Raw genomic sequence first — 15,526 nt, 5'->3', positions numbered from 1 at the left:
CATGGACATCAGAGCCTGGGAGTACGTGGCCTATTTCTTCGTTACCACGTTTCTGCTCCTGGTCGGACTGTTTCTCCTGGTACTGGGTATTCTCAACGCCGTCATCAGGCGCACCGCCCACAGTGGCCGAACCGGACGAACCTACATCGTTCTCGGTCTGGCGCTGGTCGGCCTGGTGGCTGGGTACCTGTATTACGCCTATGTAAGAGAAGTTGACCTTGGTGAGCGAGAAGTTACTATCGTCGTGAAAACCGGCGACCGGTTCGCTCACCTGGCGGCAAGACTTCAAATCGAAGGAGTGGTCACCTCACGCTGGCTGCTGGAGTACGCGGCACGCTGGACCGATGTTGACAAGCGTCTCCAGCCGGGTGCCTACCGATTCGCCGGTCGCAACTCCTGCCGATCAGTTCTGGAAAAGATCCGTCTGGCCGAAGGAGTGCAGGCAAAAGTGACAATCTACGAAGGAGCCGCGATTTGGAAGGTAGCCTCGGTCCTGGCTCAGGCACTTCAACTGGACTCTGCGGAATTGATCGCGCTCAATTCCGATCGACCATTCCTCGATTCCCTGGAAGTGCCGTGTCTCGAGGGATACCTGTTCCCCGAAACGTATGTCCTTCCCCAGGGAATGGATGCACGCTCTGCTGCAAGGGAAATGGTGGCAATGTTCAACCATCAAACCGATTCACTATGGTCACAATTGCGATCAGACGGCCTGACGCGGGACCAAATCGTTATCCTTGCCTCTATCGTTCAAGCAGAGACAAAGCTGCCCCAAGAGGCGGGCAAGGTAGCGTCGGTGTACCAGAACCGGCTCCGACGAGGGATGCTACTTGACGCGGACCCGACTGTCATATACGGACTTGGTGGCTTGGATCGGGCCCTTGCCCGAGAAGATCTCGACAGCCTGACACCCTACAATACGTATCGGGTGGCGGGTCTTCCGCCGACCCCGATTAACTCGCCGGGCCTGCCGGCCATCCGGGCATCGATGGCACCTGACAGCACAGGCTTTCTGTATTTCGTGGCTGATGGGCAGGGAGGACACCACTTCTCGTATACGAACGACGAGCACAACACGATGCGGAAACGAGTCAAGATGGCGGCGCGACGTCGCTGACGACCGGCGGTTCAGGAATCGGCGACTGTTTCGCGGGTAAGGTTATATTTTTTCAGCTTCCGCCAGAGGGTTGTGCGCCCTATTCCCAGTTCTGCCGCTGCCTTGGTGAAATTCCACTCGCTGTCTTTGAGCGCTTTGATGATGAGTGACCGCTGACCGCTGTCCAGCAGGCCCCCTTTCAAGGTAAGGGTACTGCTGCCCGGCTGCCGCTCGACCGTCTCAACCGGTCGCTCACCGGAAATGAATAGAATATCTTCGGCTTCAATTTTTTCACCCGAACACAGGGCAGCCCCGCGTTTGAGTGTATTCTCCAGCTCGCGGACATTACCGGGCCAGGTATGACTCAGGAGTTTGTCGATGGCGGGTCGGCTGATGGAAAACAGAGGATGGCCCGATTCGCTCGCCATCTTGCGGAGGAAATAGTCGGTCAGGATCTCGATATCTTCGGCACGCTCCACGAGCGGCGGAAGGGTCAACGGAATGACGTTCAGACGATAGTACAGGTCCTCACGCAAGGTCCCCTCCGCCACCATGGTCCTGAGGTCCTTGTTGCTGGCCGCAATGACCCGGAGATTCACCTTCCGCGAGGCCACCGCGCCAACCGGTCGCACTTCGGAATCCTGTAGAAAACGGAGCAGCTTTGCTTGCGTCGACATCGGCATGTTGCTCAGCTCGTCGAGGAAAACCGTACCGCCATCCGCTTCTTCGAATAGCCCCTTCTTGTTCTGGATGGCCGACGTAAAAGAGCCTTTCATGTGGCCAAAAAGCTCGGATTCCAGAAGCCCTTCGGGAAGCGCACTGCAATCGATAGCCACAAAACGTCCGGTGCGACGATTCGAATGATAGTGAATGGCTCGGGCAAACAGCTCTTTGCCGGTGCCGGAGGGACCGGTGATCATAACGGTAATATCCGTAGGAGCGATCCGCTTGGCTGCCTCCTTGAGGCGCATCATCGGTTTGGATATTCCCACGATATTGTCAAAGCCATAGTTCATGGCCACGTGTTGCCGAAGCGCCGTGAGCTCCTGGCGCATCTGCTTGCGCTCGACCGCCTTCTGTACTTTGACCACCAGTTCATCCGGAGAGAACGGTTTGGTGACATAATCGAATGCCCCTGCCCGCATCGCTTCGACCGCGCTCTCGATCGAGGCAAAGCCAGTGACAAGTATTGATTCGATATCAGGAAAACTCTGCCGTACGGCCTTGATAATGTCCATGCCGGACTCTTCGCCAAGCCTAAGGTCGGTCAGGACCAGGTCGATCGGACGTTCCCGGAGTGACGCCAGGGTGCTTGACAAGGTCTCGGCCTCAAAGACAGTGTAGCCGGCGCCGCTCAGGGTCCCTCGCAAGAGTCGGCGCGTAGCTTCCTCGTCGTCAACAATCAACACACTTATCTTATTGGCATTCAGGTCGCCGCTCATCGCCGGTCTCCTGTTGCAGGTATCGAGAGGACGGACTTGGCGCGGAAATCGACCCCGGCACTATGACTGATCTTCCAGCCAAGGAGAGTCGCAAGCCGTTCGGCATATGCCAGCCACGCGCCGGCCGATTGACGCCCTTTCCCGTGAAGCGCATTGTCGCTACTGAGGAACTCAAGCGTGGTCGGCGACGCACTTGAAGAGGAACTGACCACCAACTCCGTTTTGCCGTCGCCGCTGGAGCCACGGACGTGGAGTCTCAGGAGCGTTTCCAGAAGCGATCGGGCCGCGATCCGAGGGGCCTCCAATCTCACCGGCGCTTGACCGTCATTCGATATGACTATACTGGCTTGGTGGTTCCCTTTCAGCACCTGTAGGGTGGCCAGACGAAGTTCCTCTACCAGATCGAACTGGCTGGGCGCGATCCCCTCAAAGGAGTCAATCATTCGTAACCGCTCGAGACAGGTCCGAAGGTCCTCTGCTTCCTCCAGAATGATCTGCACCAGTTCGCTGTTGGTTTCGCCCGGCACACAGCAGGCCAGGCTGCGAAGATGTCGGGCGCTGGCTGCCAGCGCCGCCGCCTTATGCTGAACCAGGTCGAGAAACGATTCATATTCGATTGGTCTCAGTTCGACTTTAGCGGAAAGCGTGACAACCGCCACGCTCAAATCGCCATTGCCGACCGATTCCAGTTTGAGAGAATGTGTGACCAGGGCGCTCACCAAATCACGTTTGACTTCACCCCATTCCTTATCAACTATGTCCCCAAGGTCAGGCGGCAGAAGACTCTGCACGGCGGCATTGGTAGCCAGGACCCGTCCTGACGACCGAAGCACTAGGATCACCGGCGATTCGCTGCTGAGAGCCGTGCGCAGTCGCTCCGCCAGATCCCCTACCTGAGAACTGGCCCGGCGAAGGTCGTTCACAATGCGTGCGAACGAGTGATTCCGATCCACCTCCCCGGAGGCCACATCCGGTCCGGCTGTCCCGAACACCAGCGGCGCCCCCCGGAATTGACCGATCTGTGCAGTGTAGACGCCGAATGTTCCGTTATTTCGTCCCAGGCCAGCTCGGAGACGTCGGTAACTGAAAGCCGTGCTCTCCAAAACCGCAAAGTCACTGGTAACATCTTTCGGAAAAAGTGGGAAGCTCTCCGGATGAAGATACTCATCACCCATAGTCAGAAATGCAAGGTGTTGGTCGGGGCTAAGGTCGTCAATCAACTGCCGTTCCCGGTCACACAGCCGCCCACGCAGATTGACTGCGAGCATAAGCGCCTGAAGTCCGGTTTGTTTGGAAAGATGTGACGCTGTGAGCGAACTGCTCCGGTCGAGCCGAAATCGGCTGCCGCTGGTCACATGCGGCGATTCAATCTGAAACTGTGTCCCTGCCACTATCTCGTTGTCCGGTTAGCGGTTGTTTCATTCTGGCACACTTGTTTGAGTGTCGGCGGTTAGGGGAGGAACTTTAGTGCCAAAGCCGAGTTTTAGCTCAATGAACACCTGCTCCGGCTGGTTTTTGTCTTGACGGCGGGTGGGGTCGGCTCATAACTTGACCCATGCCGCTATCAAAAGATCAGGTTGAGCAGATTGCCCGGCTTGCCAGGCTGAATCTCACTGCCGACGAAATAGAGCGGTTCTCCCACGAGCTCACGGTCATCCTTGATTATGTCGACCAGCTCCGTGGCGTGGACACGAACGGAGTCGAACCACAGAATCAGTTCGTCCAGACGGAGAACGTCTTCAGGGAAGACGTCGTCAGGCCGTCATTGCCTCAGGAAATGGCGCTGGCAAACGCCCCGAAAAAGGAGAACGGGTTCTTCGTGGTTCCGAAGGTGATCGGGTGATGGCTGAATCGGTGGTTGCGGTTATCCCGGCGCGGCTCGGGTCCACACGATTCAAACGTAAAGTCCTCTACCAGTTCCGAGGAAAACCGCTACTCTATTACGTCTGGCGCGATATAGCCAGGGCCCGCCTCATCGACCGCCTGGTTATCGCTACTGACGCTCCTGAAATTGAAAAGTCTGCCTGCGCTTTCGGCGCCGAGGTCGTAAGAACCTCGCCAAGGCACCGGACCGGGTCGGATCGAATGGCCGAGGTAGCTGCCGGGATGAAGGGTTCCATTTTCATAAACATACAAGCGGACAATCTGGGACTGCAGGCGGTGCTACTGGACCGGGTGATTCGATACATGCAGCGGCGTTCGTCTGTCAGAGTGGCTTCGCTGGCCGCGCGAATCAGTTCGGATAGCGAGCTGTTCGATCCGAACTGCGTGAAAGTGGTGATTTCAAAAGAAGGCGAAGCTATGTGGTTTTCCCGATATCCTATCCCCTATCTACAGCATGCCACTCGGCGATCACGCTATACTCAAGTATCATACAACCGGCATATCGGCGTATATTTCTTCCGCAGAGATGCCCTGCGTTCGTTTGCACGGTCGAGCCGCACGGCGGCGGAGCGAGCCGAGTCACTGGAGCAGCTGCGGATTCTGGAGAACGGCGTACGAATACGGATGTTCATGACTGATATGAAGAGCGTATCAGTGGACAGCCCCCAGGATGTGGCGAAGTTGGATTCGATATATAGATAGGTGGTGTCATGGTAGAGAGCTCACGTACCAAATACATTTTTGTTACCGGCGGGGTGGTTTCCTCGCTCGGTAAAGGGATCTCATCGGCCTCGCTCGGTCTGCTTTTGCAGCGCCGGGGACTCAAGGTCCAGAGCATGAAATTCGACCCGTATCTCAATGTCGATCCCGGCACCATGAATCCGTTCCAGCACGGCGAAGTGTTCGTGCTCGACGATGGTTCCGAAACCGACCTGGATCTGGGACACTATGAACGATTCCTGGGGCAATCATTGGAGAAAGCCAGCAATGTCACGACCGGCCAGATATACAACACGGTCATTACGCGCGAACGCCGCGGTGATTACCTTGGCGCCACGGTTCAGGTGATTCCGCATATCACCGAGGAGATCAAGAATCGACTCCGGTTCAAGGTGCGCTCCCCGGAACCTCCCGACGTGGTGATCGCGGAGATAGGCGGCACGGTCGGCGATATCGAATCGTTGCCGTTCCTGGAGGCCATACGCCAGATGGGACAGGAGGAGGGGGCTCACAATGTCATCTACGTCCATGTCACACTGGTTCCGCACATCACCACGGCGGGCGAATTTAAGACCAAACCCACCCAGCACTCGGTGAAAGAATTGCGTGAGATCGGCATCCAACCCAATGTGCTGCTCTGCCGCTCTACCAAGCCGCTATCCGATGCCCTTCGGCAGAAAATCAGCCTCTTCTGTTCGGTGCCGACCCGCAACGTCATTGTAGCTGAAGATGTCTCCACGATCTATGAGGTCCCGCTAAGATTTCATGAACAGCAGTTCGACCGGATCGTGTGCGAACATTTCGGCTGGCAGGTCCCTGAGCCAAACTTGACCGACTGGGAGGAAATGGTGTACCGGGTGAAGAACCCGCGAAGGACCGTCAAGATCGGCATCTGCGGCAAGTATGTAAATTTGAAGGATGCCTACAAGTCAATCATCGAGTCGTTCGTGCATGCCGGCGTAGTCAGCGAAGCGGAGGTCAAGCTGATATGGGTCAGCTCCGAAGACATCAAGCAGGGAGGCGCCGGCAAGTACCTGTACGACATCGACGGACTGCTTATTCCGGGTGGTTTCGGTGAGCGCGGCGTTGAAGGGAAGATCGAGGCAATTCGCTATGTCCGTGAACGCAACATACCGTTCTTCGGCATCTGTCTGGGCATGCAGTGCGCCGTCATCGAGTTTGCGCGCAATGTCTGCGGTCTGGAGGACGCCCACAGTTTTGAATTCTACCGCGATCTCAAACATCCGGTCATTCATCTTATGGCTGATCAGGAAGGGGTCACTGAACTTGGCGGAACGATGCGACTTGGCGCCTACCCTTGCACCCTGGCCGACCGCACCCGCTCGCTCGAGGCATACGGCGCCAAACAAATCTCCGAACGTCACCGACATCGTTACGAGGTGAACAACGCCTATCGCGACATGCTGGTCAGTAAAGGATTGGTCCTGGCCGGCCTCTCTCCCGATGAGAAGCTGGTAGAAATCATTGAAGTGCCCGAGCATCCCTGGTTCGTGGGCGTGCAGTTTCACCCGGAATTGAAATCGCAGGCGCTTCGGCCACACCCGTTATTCCGGGAGTTCGTGAAGGCAGCAGTACGGTATCACGAGACACGGCACGATGTGCCGATGACCGAAGTCTCGGAACCAGAGGATATCTCCCACTCTGCAAACTGATGTCGTTCCCGAGCCTCTTGGACGACCCAAGTCAGGCGGAGAGGTTAGCCGTTGACTTTGCAGCCGCGGTTCCCTATTCTTGGCCGTTAACGTAACGGGTTGAAACTGCTGATACTGTGATTCTGTCCAAAACCATCAATCCCATTCTGTTCGTCGGAGTCATAATCGCCTCTGCTGCGGGTGGGGCCGGAGCCATTTCGGACAGAACCGAGGTGGAATCAACAGAGCCTGTATACCTGTCCTATGATCGCCCGATCGATCCCGACATCTATCTTATCCGACCGGGTGAACAGATCTCGGTCACCTTTGTAAGAAGCCAACTATCATCTCTCACATTGACGGTCAGTCAGGAAGGCAAGATAGCTCATTCGGCGATCGGGCTGTTCGACCTTTCCGGCAAGACTCTGGCGCAGGCGCGAGCGCTTCTGCTTGGTCCCATTGCTAAGGTTTACAATGCGCCGGATATCGAAATATCAGTCGGCGCGCCCTATCGGGTCACCATCTCCATTTCAGGTGCAGTAGCCAAACCGGGTTTCTACCGGGCGTACACGGCGCAGAGAGTCTCCGACCTGATAGATGCTGCCGGCGGTTTGGCAGAGAACGCATCGCTCCGGCGGATCACATTCAGCGGAGGAAACAAGATCTTCACGGTCGACCTTGATCGGGCATTGGTGCTTTCCGATTTCGCCGCCAATCCATATCTCTATGCCGGGTACCATATTGATGTTCCATTGCGCTCGGAGGCTCGGGTCCAGGTGATCGGCGCCGTTCAACACGCCCGTGAGATTGAACTACAACCGACCGATAGTCTGCAGACCCTGCTGGCTTTAGCCGGTGGAGTTCAGGACGATGCCAATATCGATTCCATTCGTGTCATCGGTGACCCAACACGTCATCTGGAAATACCAGGAGGAATCAGGTCAGGCGACGTTATTTTGGTACCGCGCCGGGCATCCGGACCAGAGGATTTAATGTTCCTCATCGTCGGGGAGGTCAGCACTCCGGGACGATATCCATTTGCTGACCAGAGTACGCTTGGTCGACTGATCGCCGGTGCAGGCGGACTGACCGCACGGGCCAATACCGAGCGGGTGACGGTCTTTCGGAAGGCGGAGTCCGATGCCTGGGGCAATGCTCCGCGGGAGAGGTATCCGATCAGAGTTCTTGAGTCTTCACCGGAACAGAGCGCCATGCCGTTGATGCCCGGAGATTCCATTCTTGTACCGGCCAGAGTAGGGTACGTCAGGGTGGCGGGGTCGGTCAGACGCCCCGGGCTCTACCCGTATGCCGCTGACAAAAGCGCAGCCTATTACGTCGGCCTCGCCGGCGGCGAGACGTCTCGAAACATTGAGAAGACGTTTACGCTGTTCGATCGTGCGTCGCGAACGAGCAATGAGATTGAACCGACAACCCGCATCAGCGATGGCGACGAGGTAACTGTCTCGGCCATGGAGATCGCCCCGTGATAGAGCCAACGACCAGCAACCTCTGGCTCATGCTCGAAGTCCTCGCGCGTCGGCGGCGCTTTGTGATTGGTTTCGTCCTGGCGGTCACGCTGGTTTCGATCGGAATAGCGCTCGTGCTTCCCAAGTGGTACCGTGCTGAGGCGCTCTTGCTGCCTCCTAAGGACATCGGACCGGCAGTCGATCAATTGTCGCGGCTTTCGGAAGTGGTGTCGGTGACCGGCGGGCTCAATCTGCCCGTCATGGTGACCCCTTCTGATGTCTACGCCCGAATGCTTCGAAGCCGCTCCATCTCGGACAGAATTATCTCGGCATTCGACCTGCAGCATCGGTACCAAACCCAGACTCACTTCGAGACCTATGAAGCGTTGATGGATCACGCCCGTTTTCGGGTCACCGAGGAGGGGCTGCTGAGTATCACGGTGGAGGATAAAGACCCGCAGACCGCCGCCGATATGGCCAATGCGTTCGTGGATGAGATCAACAAGCTGAGCCAGGAGATCACCTCTTCGCGCGCCAGAGAAAGCCGGTCGTTTCTTGAAGAGCGTCTTTCCCAGGTGCGGATGGAACTGGATTCCGCGCGGACGGCGCTGGAGCGCTTTCAGCAGACATACAAGACAGTTGACTTCGATGAACAGACACGGCTCGCTATCGAACAGGCCAGCGGGCTTAAGGTATCGCTTGCTCAGATCGATCTTGATCTGCAGATGAGTTCCAAGAAGCTCGGTACCGACAACCCGAATCTGATGGAGCTCCGCCAAAAACGTGATATCGTAAAGCGCCAACTTTCGCAGCTTGAATTGGGCGGATCGGACAGCTCCTATTTCTCCTTGCCGGTATCGGCCATTCCGGGCCTCAAAGGCCAGTATGAAATGTTGTACAGCCGAGTCCGAGTGGGGGAATCGTTGTATAACATCCTGTTGGGACAACTGGAACAAGCCAAGATCGAGGAGAAACGTCAATCGCCGACCATAACGGTGCTTGACCGCGCAAACGTGCCGGAACTCAGGTACCGGCCAAAACGCAGTCTGATCGTATTAGGGAGCGTCGGCGGTTCGTTCCTGATAGCGCTTCTGCTGGCTGTTCTATTCGAGTATTTCGACCGCATGCGCGAGCAGCGCCCGGATGATTATCGCCGGGCAGCTTATGTTATAAACTCGCTTTTGGGCTGGTTCCCCGGAATCAGGCGGCGAGTTCCCTGAAACCATAGTTTCGACTTGCGTCACGAGGCAAACAGTATGGCTACTTCGATCATAGCTCCCACCGCCCGGCTCGGCGCCGGCACGCGGCATGGTGAGTACTGCGTTATCGGCGAGAACGTCACAGTCGGCCAGGGTTGTGTGCTGGGGCATCACGTGGTCATCCACGATGGCACCACCATTGGCGACAATGTCCGCGTCGATGACGGCGCCGTGATCGGCAAGCGCCCCATGCGGGCCGCCAACACTGCCGTCACCAAAGACTCCGAACTGGCGGCAACCACCATCGGACCGAATTGCATTATCGGCACACACGTGGTGGTCTACCGCGGCTGCCGGATCGGTCAGAAAGTACTGGTGGCCGATCTGTCAACGGTAAGAGAGAACGTATCCATTGGTGATTTCACGATCGTCGGCCGCGGAGTGGCAATCGAGAATTTCTGCACGATCGGACGTTATGTCAAGCTGGAGACGAACGTGTATATCACGGCCTACTCGGAGATCCAAGACCGCGTGTTCGTGGCGCCGTGCGTGGCGACATCCAATGACAACTACATCGGTCGCACGGAAGAACGATTCAAACATTTCAAAGGGGTTACCATCCGCCGCGGGGCGCGAATCGGGGTCCATGCCACGGTGCTGCCGGGTCTTACGATCGATCAGGACTCCCTGGTCGCAGCCGGCGCGCTGGTGACCAAAGATACACCTGCACGCAAGATCGTCGCCGGTGTTCCTGCCAAGGAGTTCCGCGACGTTCCCCCCGAACAACTACTTGAGAATCAGGGCTGGAAGGAGTAATTCGATATCATGGCCGTTCCGCTGCTGGACCTCACTCGCCAATACGCCTATCTGAAACCCGCCATGGACAAAGCGGTGCTCGATGTTCTCGCGCACGGGAAATTCATCCTCGGCCCGGAAGTAGCGCAGTTTGAGAAGGAGATTGCTTCGCTGTGTCATGTGCGATACGCCGTGGGCGTGGCCTCGGGTACCGATGCGCTGTTAATCTCCCTCCACGCAGCCGGGGTCGGACCCGGCGACGAGGTGATCACCTCCAACTTTTCGTTCTTCGCCAGCGCCGGGGTCATCTCGCGGCTCGGCGCGACTCCCGTCTTCGTCGATATCGAGCCGGACAGCTACAACATCGACCCACATCTGCTTGAGACCGCCATCTCCCCCCGTACCAAGGCGATCATGCCGGTGCATCTGTTTGGCCAAATGGCCGACATGGACCCGATCATGGCCATTGCGCGCAAGCATAAGATTGCCGTTATCGAGGACGGCGCGCAGTCGATTGGCGCCGAGTACAAAGGGAAACCATGCGGTTCGATAGGTGATCTTGGTTGTTTTTCGTTTTTTCCGTCAAAAAATCTCGGGGCCGGCGGCGATGGCGGCATCATCGTGACCGACAACGAAGAGCTCTATGAGCTGTGTCACATTCTCCGCGAACATGGCCAGAAGCCACAGTATTATCACCGGATCATTGGATACAATTCACGGCTGGCCACCATTCAGGCGGCGATCCTGCGGGTGAAATTGCCGCACCTTCGACAGTGGTCGGAAAAACGAATCGAGCACGCCCGCCGATACGACCGGGAACTTGCAGGAGTACCTAACCTGAAGACACCTGTGGTCAAACCCTACAGCACGTTTCATATCTACAACCAGTACACGGTCGCTTCGCCGAAACGGGATCAGATCATGAAAGGACTGAAAGCGGCCCAGATCGGCTGCGCTATCTATTACCCGGTGCCGTTTCACCAGCAGGAATGTTTTGCCTCACTCGGGTACAAACCGGACCAGTTCCCACGCTCGACACTGGCGGGTAACGAAGTGTTTTCAATTCCGATATATCCGGAGATGACCGAGGCAGAACAGACCGAAGTGATCGTCACGGTCAAGCGACTCGCGTCCTGAGACTTCGAGCGTTATCGTGCGGAAACTCACGCACCCCCTGCTACAAACGGACTCGGGGTGCGGTGTTATTTCACTGATTCATCACAAAACGTTATGAGATCGCGCATCCTGCGGGCAGTGATCGGAGTGGCGGGCGTTGTGTTCGTCTCCAAGCTCCTCGGGCTGCTCCGTGAAATGGTGATCGCCCGGCAGTTCGGCACCTCGGCCGAGTATGACGTGTACCTGATCGGCGTCATGCTCCCCGCGCTACTGGCCGGCGTCCTCGCATTCGCTTCCTATTTTCTCACGGTGCCGTACCTGACGCGGCTGTTTACTCAGACTCTCGAAACAGGCGCAGCTCGTACCCGCGTCTGGTCTTCATTCAATGTCACCGTCCTTGTCGCTATACTAGTAACGATTCTCACGATCTTTGCGGCGCCATGGCTCATGCGCTTTTGGGGCGGCGGATACGATGAAGCCCGGTTCGCTCAAGTCATTTTCTACAGTCGCATGACCGCAGGGATCATCCTGCTCACCACCACCGAAGCATTCCTCCGCGCCGCTCTGAACGCCCGCGATGTCGTGACCTACCCCGCTGCCGGGCTCGTGCTATTCAACGTAATCGCTGTCGGAACAGTTTTGCTCTTCAGCGAAAGATACGGCGTCGGCGCTATCGCCCTCGGACTTATCGCCGGTCTCCTCGCGCAAAACCTGATGCTGGTTGTGCGTGCGCTGCCGTCCGGATTGGTGCCGCAATTCACGACGTCATTTTCCGGCAACGACATTCGGCCTCTGGGCGCGGTAGCCGGGCTGTTGATACTGACCGAGCTGTTGAACAGGTCCTATTTCCTCATCGACCGCTACTTCGCGCCGCGATTTGGCGATGGCATTATCGCAGCTTTGAACTACAGTCAGGTACTGGTGCAGCTCCCGGATGCCATCGTCGGCTTCAGTATCGCGTCGGTACTGTTCCCACTGTTCGCGGAACATTCAGCCGATAACGATGAACAGAAATTCTCATACCTGTTTCACAAAGCTATTATCGGCGGGCTGCTGGTAGCTGTTCCACTGGCGGTGCTTTTCTTTACCAATGCTTCAGACATCATTCAGCTCATTTTTCGCCGGGGCCAGTTCGACACCCGTTCGACCGAAATGACCGCGGCAGTCCTGCGACCGTACGTTCCTGCCATCGTGGCGTTGTTTGCCATTTCAACGTCCATACGAGCGTGTTACGCGCAAGGATGGGTGAAACAGGTACTCGGATTGACACTCGGCGCTCTGGTTCTGAAATTCATAACCACATCATTCCTGTCCGACTGGTTTGGTTACCCCGGTATTTCGATGGCGACCTCGGTCTCTCAAGTCACTCTGTCAGCAGCGTTGTTGTGGCTGGTGATGCGCCTCGCCCGGACGAGCGCATCCCTGAGACTGGTCTCGTCCATCGCGCGACTCGTGGTGATCGGCCTTATCTGCACAGTAACCATGTATTTCCTCAACCCCGCAATCGGACGGATTATCAACAGTGTCGCCTGGAGCCAGGCGTTGTCACGCGTTGTCGTTTCAGCGGCGTGCCTGGGGGTTATCTTTAGTCTACTGGCATGGTTTTCGGGCTTTGACGGCGAGCTGCGGAAGTTCTTTGCGGCAGGCGCATCAAGTCCAGACAAACCAGTATCCAACGGTGCTTAGGCAGATGGCGGGCAGGCGAGTGGTCATTTTTGGCTGGGCCCAGTCGGTGCATGTGCAACGATGGGTGCAAGGCTTGAAACAACGCGGCTTCGAGATCAAACTTGTGTCGCTCGGTGGAAAGCCGCTCGCTGGTATCGACAACAAAAACTTCCCCTATGGCGGCAAGTGGCGCTATCCGCTTCACGCCTTACAGGCAGCAAGGGCCGCCACAGCTTTCAAGCCGGATCTGGTTCATGTCCACTATGCCGGTGGCTTTGGTCTTTGGGGGCTGGTCACCCGGTTTCATCCGACATTGGTCTCGGTCTGGGGGGCTGACATCATGGAATCCGCCGCTCCTCCCATCATGCGTGGCCTCGTCCGGAGAGTACTTTCGCACGCCATCTGGGTCACCGCCACCAGTCATTTCCTGGCCGACATTTGTTCGACCCTCGCTCCGGTCACGAAAAACAAACTCTCAGTAATCCCGTTTGGCGTTGCTATCCCGCCGATCTGTAGTCCGCTCCCCGCAGGCGATACCATAGGCATCTGCTTTCTCAAAGCGCACCGGGCCAAATACGGACCCGATCTTCTTATCCGGGCGCTGGCAATCTCGGCAAGGTCGGTCCCCAATGTCTCCCTGTCGCTCGCCGGTCAGGGAGAAATGACTGATGACCTAAAGAAGTTGGCCCAGACCTGCGGCCTCGGCGAGCACATTCGGTTCACGGGTTTCATCCCGCCTGAGAAAGTCTACGAATTCATCACGCGACATCACTTCATGGTCATGCCTTCAGTCTCAGAATCGGAGTCGTTTGGTGTGGCTGCTCTTGAGGCCGGGGCATGCGGCCGAGCGGTGATCGCATCACGGATAGGGGGAGTACCGGAAGTTGTGCGAGATGGTTACACCGGTCTGTTGGTTTCACCCGGCAATGTGACCCAACTGGCGGAAGCGATTACCAGGCTTGCTTGCGATCACGGACTCATGGACCGATTTGGGCGAACGGCGTACGAGCACGTCAAACAACAGTACGACTGGGAAAAATCACTTGACGCCATGGCCGGACTTTACGAACGATTGATCGATGAAACGAAAAAAAATCCCACTGTTTGACCTGGCGCTCGACGGCGCGACTGTGCGAGAACTGAACCGGACACTCGCCTCCGGCTGGATAAGCACCGGACCCGCCGTTCTGAGATTCGAGAATGCGATTGCCCGGCGATCCGGCGTAAGATACGCCGCAGCAGTTAATTCGGCTACCGCCGGTCTTATCATTGCGCTCAAAGCCGCTGGCGTCAGGCCCGGGCAGGAAATAATCACCACTCCGCTCACGTTTATTGCCACGATCGAAGCCATCTTGCATGTTGGCGCGCAGCCGATGCTGGCAGACGTTGATACTGAGAGCCTCACTCTTGATCCGGAATCGGTAGCATCCCGTATCTCGCGCCGCACCGCCGGTATTCTCTCGGTCGACCTGACCGGGCACCCGTGCGACTACCTCCAACTGCGCAAGCTGTGCCTGGAGAATAACCTAAGGCTCATCGCCGATGCCGCGCACGCTATTGGGGCTTTGTATCGCGGGAAGCCGATCCCAAGCTGGGTCGATCTGGCCGTCTACTCATTCTATGCGACGAAGAACCTCACCTGTGGCGAGGGGGGGATGGTGTTGTCGCGGAAGCGTGGATATATCGATTCGGTTCGCACCCTTTCTCGACACGGCCTCACCTCCAACGCGTTCATACGAAAGCAGACCGGCGGCTGGATGTACGATGCCCTGGAACTCGGATACAAGGCGAACATGTCGGACATTCACGCTGCCATCGGGCTCGGTCAGCTGCACGTGCTGGACCGTGAACAGAGACGTCGGCGACAGTTGGTGGCGCGGTATGAAGCTAACCTGTCCGCGTGGTCGGATCTCATTCAGCTTCCCACCGAGGCGAAAGGCTGCCGTCACGGCTGGCATCTGTTCATTGTCCGGGTCAATCTCCAACGGCTGCGTGTCACCCGAGACGACATTATCCGGCTGATGGCCGGATCGGGGATTGAATGCGGTCTGCACTATACCCCTGTGTACCAGTTCGACTATTACCGTAAGATCGGCCTGAGACCTTCCGACCTGCCTGTCACCAGACGGGAGTCCGCGAGATTGCTCACCCTTCCTTTGTTCCCCCTCATGTCGTTTGCCGACGTCGATCGCGTATGTGAGGCCTTGACTGCGATTGTGAAGCGAAATGGACGGTGATTCCGGTTAAAGACAGTCCTTACCGGATAGGTGAATTGACGCTATGATTCACATGAACGATACAAAAACCCACGGAGGCTTGAGCATCCGTGGGTAACAGCAGAATCTTCGTAATAATGCAGAATCTCCTAGAACCTATCTCAAAATTGCTTTAGCAGGATGAGGGTACAGGCGAGTTGTACAAAGCCCAGGAAATTAGCGGTGTAGTATTCCCAACGCACGAGGATACGTCGCTGCCACTGGAGCCACGAAAA

General features: G+C 56.9%; 13 protein-coding genes. 11 read left to right on the top strand and 2 right to left on the bottom strand.

The window, feature by feature from the left end:
• Position 1: 1 nt before the first annotated feature.
• On the top strand, positions 2 to 1,117 hold the full coding sequence (mltG, locus tag AB1644_11230; GenBank protein ID MEW6051615.1) for an endolytic transglycosylase MltG: 1,116 nt from the start codon (positions 2 to 4) through the stop codon (positions 1,115 to 1,117).
• Positions 1,118 to 1,128: 11 nt separating this feature from the next.
• Here mltG and AB1644_11225 read toward each other — a convergent pair whose 3' ends face one another.
• Entirely contained in the window at positions 1,129 to 2,538 is a 1,410-nt protein-coding gene (locus AB1644_11225; GenBank protein ID MEW6051614.1) for a sigma-54 dependent transcriptional regulator, read from the bottom strand.
• Positions 2,535 to 3,929, bottom strand: a complete 1,395-nt coding sequence (locus AB1644_11220; GenBank protein MEW6051613.1) for a hypothetical protein — start codon at positions 3,927 to 3,929, stop codon at positions 2,535 to 2,537. Before AB1644_11220 ends, AB1644_11225 begins: the two co-directional genes overlap by 4 nt.
• A gap of 164 nt (positions 3,930 to 4,093) precedes the next feature.
• Between AB1644_11220 and gatC the strand changes: the two genes are divergently transcribed.
• The 10 genes from gatC to AB1644_11170 all read left to right on the top strand — a co-directional run bounded on the left by gatC (position 4,094) and on the right by AB1644_11170 (position 15,272).
• Positions 4,094 to 4,381, top strand: a complete 288-nt coding sequence (gene gatC / locus AB1644_11215; GenBank protein MEW6051612.1) for an Asp-tRNA(Asn)/Glu-tRNA(Gln) amidotransferase subunit GatC — start codon at positions 4,094 to 4,096, stop codon at positions 4,379 to 4,381.
• On the top strand, positions 4,381 to 5,124 hold the full coding sequence (gene kdsB / locus AB1644_11210) for a 3-deoxy-manno-octulosonate cytidylyltransferase (protein ID MEW6051611.1): 744 nt from the start codon (positions 4,381 to 4,383) through the stop codon (positions 5,122 to 5,124). The genes gatC and kdsB overlap by 1 nt, the downstream gene beginning before the upstream one ends.
• Before the next feature lie 8 nt (positions 5,125 to 5,132).
• Entirely contained in the window at positions 5,133 to 6,815 is a 1,683-nt protein-coding gene (locus AB1644_11205; GenBank protein MEW6051610.1) for a CTP synthase, read from the top strand.
• Between the two features lie 116 nt (positions 6,816 to 6,931).
• The gene (locus tag AB1644_11200; GenBank protein MEW6051609.1) at positions 6,932 to 8,281 is read left to right on the top strand and encodes an SLBB domain-containing protein; all 1,350 of its coding nucleotides are present in this window, start codon (positions 6,932 to 6,934) and stop codon (positions 8,279 to 8,281) included.
• Positions 8,278 to 9,480 (top strand): Wzz/FepE/Etk N-terminal domain-containing protein, encoded by a 1,203-nt coding sequence (locus tag AB1644_11195; protein ID MEW6051608.1) that lies wholly within the window; start codon positions 8,278 to 8,280, stop codon positions 9,478 to 9,480. Before AB1644_11200 ends, AB1644_11195 begins: the two co-directional genes overlap by 4 nt.
• A 36-nt stretch (positions 9,481 to 9,516) precedes the next feature.
• Positions 9,517 to 10,275 carry a DapH/DapD/GlmU-related protein gene (locus AB1644_11190; protein ID MEW6051607.1) on the top strand — a complete coding sequence of 253 codons (759 nt, stop codon included), beginning with the start codon at positions 9,517 to 9,519 and terminating at the stop codon, positions 10,273 to 10,275.
• Between the two features lie 9 nt (positions 10,276 to 10,284).
• Positions 10,285 to 11,391, top strand: a complete 1,107-nt coding sequence (locus tag AB1644_11185; protein ID MEW6051606.1) for a DegT/DnrJ/EryC1/StrS family aminotransferase — start codon at positions 10,285 to 10,287, stop codon at positions 11,389 to 11,391.
• Between the two features lie 93 nt (positions 11,392 to 11,484).
• A complete protein-coding gene (locus AB1644_11180; protein MEW6051605.1) occupies positions 11,485 to 13,056 on the top strand; it encodes a lipid II flippase MurJ in 1,572 nt (523 codons plus the stop codon).
• 4 nt (positions 13,057 to 13,060) lie between these two features.
• Positions 13,061 to 14,143, top strand: a complete 1,083-nt coding sequence (locus AB1644_11175) for a glycosyltransferase (GenBank protein MEW6051604.1) — start codon at positions 13,061 to 13,063, stop codon at positions 14,141 to 14,143.
• Positions 14,115 to 15,272, top strand: a complete 1,158-nt coding sequence (locus tag AB1644_11170) for a DegT/DnrJ/EryC1/StrS family aminotransferase (protein ID MEW6051603.1) — start codon at positions 14,115 to 14,117, stop codon at positions 15,270 to 15,272. Before AB1644_11175 ends, AB1644_11170 begins: the two co-directional genes overlap by 29 nt.
• Positions 15,273 to 15,526 lie beyond the last annotated feature (254 nt).

It is taken from the genome of Candidatus Zixiibacteriota bacterium, from assembly GCA_040753875.1.
Lineage (GTDB): Bacteria > Zixibacteria > MSB-5A5 > GN15 > FEB-12 > DATKJY01.
The sequence above is the reverse complement of the archived record's forward strand: the minus strand, read 5'-3'. Positions and strand labels throughout refer to the sequence as shown.

Coding starts and splice junctions, on each gene's coding strand:
- AB1644_11185 (MEW6051606.1), top strand. CDS start 10,285: ATGGCCGTTCCGCTGCTGGACCTCACTCGCCAATACGCCTATCTGAAA.
- AB1644_11205 (MEW6051610.1), top strand. CDS start 5,133: ATGGTAGAGAGCTCACGTACCAAATACATTTTTGTTACCGGCGGGGTG.
- kdsB (MEW6051611.1), top strand. CDS start 4,381: ATGGCTGAATCGGTGGTTGCGGTTATCCCGGCGCGGCTCGGGTCCACA.
- gatC (MEW6051612.1), top strand. CDS start 4,094: ATGCCGCTATCAAAAGATCAGGTTGAGCAGATTGCCCGGCTTGCCAGG.
- mltG (MEW6051615.1), top strand. CDS start 2: ATGGACATCAGAGCCTGGGAGTACGTGGCCTATTTCTTCGTTACCACG.
- AB1644_11170 (MEW6051603.1), top strand. CDS start 14,115: ATGAAACGAAAAAAAATCCCACTGTTTGACCTGGCGCTCGACGGCGCG.
- AB1644_11175 (MEW6051604.1), top strand. CDS start 13,061: ATGGCGGGCAGGCGAGTGGTCATTTTTGGCTGGGCCCAGTCGGTGCAT.
- AB1644_11225 (MEW6051614.1), bottom strand. CDS start 2,538: ATGAGCGGCGACCTGAATGCCAATAAGATAAGTGTGTTGATTGTTGAC.
- AB1644_11190 (MEW6051607.1), top strand. CDS start 9,517: ATGGCTACTTCGATCATAGCTCCCACCGCCCGGCTCGGCGCCGGCACG.
- AB1644_11180 (MEW6051605.1), top strand. CDS start 11,485: ATGAGATCGCGCATCCTGCGGGCAGTGATCGGAGTGGCGGGCGTTGTG.